The sequence below is a fragment of the Embleya sp. NPDC005971 genome (genome assembly GCF_040629175.1).
Lineage (GTDB): Bacteria > Actinomycetota > Actinomycetes > Streptomycetales > Streptomycetaceae > Embleya.
Genome location: NZ_JBEXUX010000146.1, coordinates 1 through 5,583, shown reverse-complemented (window position 1 = coordinate 5,583; position 5,583 = coordinate 1). Strand labels below are relative to the sequence as shown.

Below are 5,583 nucleotides of genomic sequence, written 5' to 3'. Positions count from 1 at the left end.
CCGGAGGGCGAAGTGATCCTCGACGCCGTCCTCGCCTACCTGGCCTGCCTGATCTGCACCGTCGCCGTCATGCGCGCCGCGAAGGCCCGCAACCGCGCCGAGCGCGAGGCCGACGCCCGCGCCACCGGCCACCACGACCAGCACCGGAGGACCCGATGACCGACGCACCCGACACCCCCGGCACTCTCACCGCGGCCATGCTCAAGCAGGTCTTCGAGACCGACGCACTCATCGCCCGGCACATCAACGACCGCGAGCGGTTCCCCCAGCTCATCAGCGCGGGTGTCGCCGCGTTCGTCGCCGCCGAGGCGCTGGTGTTCCTGACCGCCCTGGACCCGGAGGCCGCCGCCAGGTTCGCCGCGCAGGTCGCCGAGCGGCTCGACGACGGCGACCTGACCAACTGGGCCTGGTGCCACGCCGTTGACGCCGGGTGGGACCCGCAGCTCTGGGCGGAGGCGCCCCGATGATCCCTCCCGGCCTGCGCCCGCAGACCCGACCCGCACCCGAAGCCAGCCTCGAACTCCTCACCGAGGCCGCCGCGCACGCCTACCACGACGCGCTCCTCGGCGGGGAGTCCACGCCGCGCGTCGCCTGGCTGTACGACGAGTGGCAGGCGCTGGTCGAGCGCCGCATCGCCCGCGCCGACCAGGCCGCCGGGGGCGCCTCGTGACCGCCACGCTCGCCGACCTGCGGACCCTCACCCAGATCCGCTGGGAGACCCGCCGCGCCTCCGCCGGCGCCCGCGCGGTCCAGGCCGGGAACCTCGCCTCCCACGCCGCGCGGCTCGCCCAGTGCCTGCGCGGAGACGGAGACGTCGCCGCCTACGTCGACGCGGTGATCGCCGCCGACGAGTGGGCCCTGATCGCCGACGAGCGCGCGGGACGGAGGGCCGCGGCGTGACCTACACCATCGGCTCCCTGTGCACCGGCACGGGCGCCCTCGACATGGCCGTCCTCGACGCGATCGGCGGCCACGTCGTCTGGCACGCCGACCCCGACCCCGGGGCGTCCGCGATCCTCGCCCACCGCTGGCCCGCAATCCCCAACCACGGCGACATCACAGAGCTCGACTTCGCCACCGTCGCCAAGATCGCCATCCTCACAGCCGGCTTCCCCTGTACGGACGTCTCGATCGCCGGCCGACGCGAAGGCATCACCGCAACGAACCGCTCCGGCCTGTGGCATCACGTCGCCCGGGCCATCGACCACCTGCGGCCCGAACTGGTCGTCATCGAGAACGTCGAAGGGTTGCTCAGTGCCCGAGCCGATCGCGGTCTGGGACCCACAGACCCGCACGTGGAGGCTGCCGGACCCGACGCTCTACGGGCCCTCGGCTGTGTACTCGGCGACCTGGCCGACCTCGGGTTCGACACGGAATGGTGTCGCGTGGCGGCGGCGGAGGTCGGCGCTGCCCACCGACGCAACCGGATCTTCATCCTCGCCTGGCCTGCCGACACCGAGGGCGAGGGACGCCCGGGGCCGGGGGTTCGAGGACGGGCTGCCGAACGTCGTGCAGGCGTTGCCGACCCCTCGCGTGTCCGATGCGAACGGTGCGGGCGCGCACGGGACGGGCGGCCCGGACCTGCGGACCTCGATCTCCAGACTGCGGACGCGTGGGGCCCCTACGCCCCCGCCGTCGAACTGTGGGCCAGCCGCCTCGGCCGGCCCGCACCCGGGCCAACTGACCCTGACGGACGCCTGAACCCCGTCGCCGTCGAGTGGCTGATGGGCCTGCCCGCGGGCCACGTCACCGACGTCCCCGGCCTGTCTCGCAGCCAGCAATTGCACGCCCTCGGCAACGGCGTCGTGCCCGCCCAGGCCGCCGCCGCCATCCGACTCCTCCTCGACCGCGCCTGCCTGGAGGTGGCCTCGTGAGCCGACTCCCCGCCGTCTACTACGACACGTCCGCCACCTCGTACCCGATCGTCCGCGACTGGCGGCACGACGCCCTGTGCCGCACCGAGGACCACCCGCTGGAGCTGTTCCACCCGGTCGGCATCACCAACGAAGCGAAGACCCAAACGGCGGAGGCCAAGGCCGTCTGTGCTCGCTGTCCGGTTGTGCGGGAGTGCGGCGCCTATGCGCTGAGCGAGGGCATCGACGGTGGCCTGTGGGGCGGCATGACCGAGGACGAGCGCCGCGACATCCGCAAGCGCTCGGGCGCCGCGCCGGTCGTCGCGCTCGAACCGTGCGGCACCGAGGCCGCCCTCAAGCGCCATGAGCGCGCGGGCGAGCGGTGCGAGACCTGCCGCCGCGCGGGCTCGGTCCGCCGGGCCGAACAGCGCGTGTCCGCCTGACCCGGGGCCCGGCCGGCGACACGACCCCGCCGGGCCCCGACCCAACCAACCACCGCGAGACGAGGACGAGACATGACCCAACGCACCCACACCCTGACCGACGCCGGAGCCGAAGTACTCCGCCTCCGCGACGAGTTGGCCGCCGCGTACCGCTCGATCCTCGGCCTGACCTACGACGCGTGGATGCAGCTCGACCCCGCCATCCGGCAGGCCGCCAGCAGGCACCTCGCCGCCGGACTCGCCGACACCACCAAGGACTGACGTGACCGACCAGACCACCGCCGAGACCCCCAAGCCGGTCCACGAGTACGAGCGCACCGACATCCCGTTCACCTGCGTCTGCGGCAGCCACCTGTTCGCCCGCTGCCACGGCGGCGCCCTGCCCGACTAGGGCCCACCACACCCCCGGGGCGGGGCGTCCACACCCCCGCCCCGGGAGCACGCGGACATGACGAAAGCCCGACCGAAGCCGGGCGAGAGGAGGTGCGGAGTGTCAGGTCTCCAGGGATTCGATGCGCGCTCGGTCCGCGAGGGCCTGCTCGTAGAAGTCGGTGCCCACGACGACCGCGACGCGCTTCCCGCGGTTCAGCAGGAACGTCGGTTCGCCCAGGTAGCGGGCCCGGTTGATGACCTCGGAGAGGTTGTTGCGGGCCTGGGCGATCGGCTCGTCGTGTTCGGCCTTGGGCGCGGTCATGTCGACATCGTACTCAAGCGGCTTCATGTACATGAGGGTCATGAACGCTATTATGTACATGAGCGCGTCGGTCGGGAACCCCCATCGACGAAAGCGATGCCGCACGCCCCGACCCCATCCCCTCCACGCTCGGCAGAACGGATCACCCACTGATGGCTCGCGCACACGGCCGCATCCTCACCTCCATCTGGGAGGACGAGGACTTCCTGTGCCTGTCGCAGACGCAGCAGCGGCTCTACCTCTTCCTCATCTCGCAGCCCAACCTGAACCACGCCGGGCTGCTGCCGCTGACGCTCCGACGGTGGGCGCGCAAGGCCGCCGGCCTGGACCTGGCCGAACTGCACGGCCACCTCGAGGCCCTGGCCGGGGCGCGGTTCATCGTCCTGGACGAGGACACCGAGGAGGTTCTGATCCGCACGTTCGTCCGAAACGACGGCGTGTGGAAGATGCCGAAGGTCATGGGCGCGATGGTGTCCGGCGCCCAGGAGATCTCCTCCCACCCGCTCCGCCGGGCCCTCCTCGACGAGATGGATCGGCTGCCCCTGGACGAGTTGTCCGACGAGCCGACCAAGACCGCCCGCGGCGAGGGCCCCTCGGTCCGGCGTCAGGTGATCGAGCACATCGAAACCCTTCGCAAGGCCATCTCGGTACCCGACCCGACCCCTCCGCCGACCCGCTCCGAAACCGTTCCCGAACCCCCTGCGGAACCCTTGGCGACCCCCCTCCCGAACCCTTCCGAAGGGGTATCTGAGGGGGCTCCGGAACCCTCTACGCGCGAGCGCGCAGGCGCACATGTGCGCGCCGCCCCTGCCCCTACCCCTGCCCCTACCCCTGCCCCAACCCCAGGGGGGACGCGCGAAAGCGCGCACCTAGCCGACACAAGGGCCGGCGCGAATCGGCCTGACGGCCTCACCCCCCTCCCCGACGACTTCGCGATCAACGACGGCGAACGCCGCTGGTGCCTCGCCACGTTCGGCCCCGTCATCGACGCCGACTACGAGACCGCCCAGTTCGTCAGCCACCACCGCGCCGAAGGCGGCCGACGCCGCAACTGGCACGACGAATGGCAGAAGTGGATCCGCCGCTCCGCCAAATGGGCCGCCGAGCGCGCCAACAAACCCCGCCTCCAGGCAGTCGGCGGCCACCACCCGTGGCGCAACCCCGACAGCGACGACGACTACTACGGCGAGATCAGGACCGGAGAAACCGCATGAGCGACGACAACGAACCCGACTGGCGCATCGCCCGCGCACTCGACCGCTGCGACCGGCTCTTCCCCAAGCGATACGCCACCGCCGTCGCCGACCTCCCCGACGTCCTCGCCTGGGCCGCCCGCTACCGCGACACCCCCGACGACTGCCCCTCGCTGCTGCTGCTCGGCCGCACCGGCGTCGGCAAGACCCACCAGGCCTACGGCGCCATCCGCGCCGCGGTCTCCACCGTCCGCCCCGTCGACTGGCGCGCCACCACCGCCGCCGACATGTACGCCGACCTCCGCCCGCGCGCCGGCATCGACTCCGCCGACGAGTTCCGCAAGATCTCCACCTGCCCGCTGCTGCTGATCGACGACATCGGAGCCGCCAAACACTCGGACTGGACCGAGGAGGTCACCTACCGGCTGATCAACCACCGCTACCAGGAATGCGTCCCGACGATCTTCACCAGCAACGTGACGCCGACCCAACTCGCCGATGTCCTCGGCGACCGCATCGCGTCCCGGCTCACCGAGATGTGCACCCGGGTCGTCATGCCTGGCCAGGACCGCCGGCGGGCCGCATGAACACCCGCGAGGTCGAGCCCCTCGGATACGCCGACGTCCAGGCCCTCCGCCGGGAGCGGGCCATCACCGAGGCGCTGATGGTCCAGGGCACGCACGCACTCGCCGAGCGGGAACGCGTCCGCCGGCTCGTGATGCGCCACCCCGACCTCGTCGCCCGCCTCGGCCAAGACCCCATCGGGTTGCGCACCCCCAGCCTGTGGACCGGCTACGTCCCGCCGGCCGAGTGGAACGGCAGCCCGAACTCCCTGATGCACCGCGCCTACCGGGCCGTGGTCGACGAGGCCGAGCAGAGGGCCGCATGATCCCGCCCGCCGCGCTCGCCGTCATCCGCGCAGCCCTGGAGGACGCAGCCCGCCGCGGCCAACTCACCGACCCCGCCGCGACGTCCGTCCGGATCCTGCTCGACCTCCGGAACGCGGGCTACCGCCTCCTGCCCGACCCCACCACCACGGAGCCCCAGTGACCGACAACGCCACCGTCCGCCGCCAACTCCTCGCCGCCGGCTGGCGCCCCTACGACCCCGACCTCCGCCGCGGCCGCGCCTACTGGAGACCCCACGGCCACGGCACCGGCCTCCTCCACGGCGAGGGCTACGACGGCAACCCCGACCCCCGCGAGAACCTCCCGCGCAGCCTCACGCCTGCCGAGGCGATCGAACGCGCCACGGCGTTCGCCGCCTCCGTGCTCGCCGCCAACCACGCCCACTGGGCCCGAAAGGCCGCGGCGACCGGACGGGCCGACGACCCCGCACCCACCACCGGGAGCACCACGTGACCGACGACGCCATCGCCGCCGTCCGCCGAGCCCTCGCCA

Annotated in this window: 12 protein-coding genes and 1 pseudogene; 12 read left to right on the top strand and 1 reads right to left on the bottom strand. The window is 72.5% G+C overall.

Annotated features, from left to right (window positions below; translation table 11 throughout):
* Positions 1-155: 155 nt before the first annotated feature.
* From ABZ374_RS47870 to ABZ374_RS47840, 7 genes and pseudogenes are all read left to right on the top strand, one after another.
* Positions 156-467, top strand: a complete 312-nt coding sequence (locus tag ABZ374_RS47870) for a hypothetical protein (protein ID WP_360324956.1) — start codon at positions 156-158, stop codon at positions 465-467.
* A complete protein-coding gene (locus tag ABZ374_RS47865) occupies positions 464-670 on the top strand; it encodes a hypothetical protein (protein WP_360324953.1) in 207 nt (68 codons plus the stop codon). The genes ABZ374_RS47870 and ABZ374_RS47865 overlap by 4 nt, the downstream gene beginning before the upstream one ends.
* Positions 667-900: a hypothetical protein gene (locus ABZ374_RS47860; protein ID WP_360324951.1), complete on the top strand. Its 234-nt coding sequence runs from the start codon at positions 667-669 to the stop codon at positions 898-900. Before ABZ374_RS47865 ends, ABZ374_RS47860 begins: the two co-directional genes overlap by 4 nt.
* Positions 897-1,874: a DNA cytosine methyltransferase gene (locus tag ABZ374_RS47855; protein ID WP_360324949.1), complete on the top strand. Its 978-nt coding sequence runs from the start codon at positions 897-899 to the stop codon at positions 1,872-1,874. Before ABZ374_RS47860 ends, ABZ374_RS47855 begins: the two co-directional genes overlap by 4 nt.
* 47 nt (positions 1,875-1,921) lie before the next feature.
* Positions 1,922-2,158 (top strand): annotated as a pseudogene (locus tag ABZ374_RS47850) (WhiB family transcriptional regulator); the annotation flags it as partial.
* A gap of 210 nt (positions 2,159-2,368) precedes the next feature.
* Positions 2,369-2,557, top strand: coding sequence for a hypothetical protein (locus ABZ374_RS47845; protein ID WP_360324946.1), 189 nt, complete (start codon positions 2,369-2,371; stop codon positions 2,555-2,557).
* 1 nt (position 2,558) lies between these two features.
* Entirely contained in the window at positions 2,559-2,687 is a 129-nt protein-coding gene (locus tag ABZ374_RS47840) for a hypothetical protein (RefSeq protein WP_360324943.1), read from the top strand.
* 102 nt (positions 2,688-2,789) lie between these two features.
* Here ABZ374_RS47840 and ABZ374_RS47835 read toward each other — a convergent pair whose 3' ends face one another.
* A complete protein-coding gene (locus ABZ374_RS47835; protein WP_360324941.1) occupies positions 2,790-3,032 on the bottom strand; it encodes a type II toxin-antitoxin system prevent-host-death family antitoxin in 243 nt (80 codons plus the stop codon).
* A gap of 110 nt (positions 3,033-3,142) precedes the next feature.
* Between ABZ374_RS47835 and ABZ374_RS47830 the strand changes: the two genes are divergently transcribed.
* The 5 genes from ABZ374_RS47830 to ABZ374_RS47810 are packed head-to-tail and all read left to right on the top strand — an operon-like array spanning position 3,143 to position 5,544.
* Positions 3,143-4,204, top strand: a complete 1,062-nt coding sequence (locus ABZ374_RS47830; protein ID WP_360324939.1) for a hypothetical protein — start codon at positions 3,143-3,145, stop codon at positions 4,202-4,204.
* Positions 4,201-4,770 (top strand): ATP-binding protein, encoded by a 570-nt coding sequence (locus ABZ374_RS47825; RefSeq protein WP_360324936.1) that lies wholly within the window; start codon positions 4,201-4,203, stop codon positions 4,768-4,770. Before ABZ374_RS47830 ends, ABZ374_RS47825 begins: the two co-directional genes overlap by 4 nt.
* Positions 4,767-5,072 carry a hypothetical protein gene (locus tag ABZ374_RS47820; RefSeq protein WP_360324934.1) on the top strand — a complete coding sequence of 102 codons (306 nt, stop codon included), beginning with the start codon at positions 4,767-4,769 and terminating at the stop codon, positions 5,070-5,072. The genes ABZ374_RS47825 and ABZ374_RS47820 overlap by 4 nt, the downstream gene beginning before the upstream one ends.
* On the top strand, positions 5,069-5,233 hold the full coding sequence (locus tag ABZ374_RS47815; RefSeq protein ID WP_360324932.1) for a hypothetical protein: 165 nt from the start codon (positions 5,069-5,071) through the stop codon (positions 5,231-5,233). The genes ABZ374_RS47820 and ABZ374_RS47815 overlap by 4 nt, the downstream gene beginning before the upstream one ends.
* On the top strand, positions 5,230-5,544 hold the full coding sequence (locus ABZ374_RS47810; RefSeq protein WP_360324929.1) for a hypothetical protein: 315 nt from the start codon (positions 5,230-5,232) through the stop codon (positions 5,542-5,544). Before ABZ374_RS47815 ends, ABZ374_RS47810 begins: the two co-directional genes overlap by 4 nt.
* The last annotated feature ends 39 nt before the right edge of the window (positions 5,545-5,583 follow it).

What these genes read in the sequence shown, in the direction of transcription:
- ABZ374_RS47865 (WP_360324953.1), top strand. Translation starts at nt 464, where the DNA reads ATGATCCCTCCCGGCCTGCGCCCGCAGACCCGACCCGCACCCGAAGCC.
- ABZ374_RS47815 (WP_360324932.1), top strand. Translation starts at nt 5,069, where the DNA reads ATGATCCCGCCCGCCGCGCTCGCCGTCATCCGCGCAGCCCTGGAGGAC.
- ABZ374_RS47845 (WP_360324946.1), top strand. Translation starts at nt 2,369, where the DNA reads ATGACCCAACGCACCCACACCCTGACCGACGCCGGAGCCGAAGTACTC.
- ABZ374_RS47825 (WP_360324936.1), top strand. Translation starts at nt 4,201, where the DNA reads ATGAGCGACGACAACGAACCCGACTGGCGCATCGCCCGCGCACTCGAC.
- ABZ374_RS47830 (WP_360324939.1), top strand. Translation starts at nt 3,143, where the DNA reads ATGGCTCGCGCACACGGCCGCATCCTCACCTCCATCTGGGAGGACGAG.
- ABZ374_RS47835 (WP_360324941.1), bottom strand. Translation starts at nt 3,032, where the DNA reads ATGACCCTCATGTACATGAAGCCGCTTGAGTACGATGTCGACATGACC.
- ABZ374_RS47870 (WP_360324956.1), top strand. Translation starts at nt 156, where the DNA reads ATGACCGACGCACCCGACACCCCCGGCACTCTCACCGCGGCCATGCTC.
- ABZ374_RS47820 (WP_360324934.1), top strand. Translation starts at nt 4,767, where the DNA reads ATGAACACCCGCGAGGTCGAGCCCCTCGGATACGCCGACGTCCAGGCC.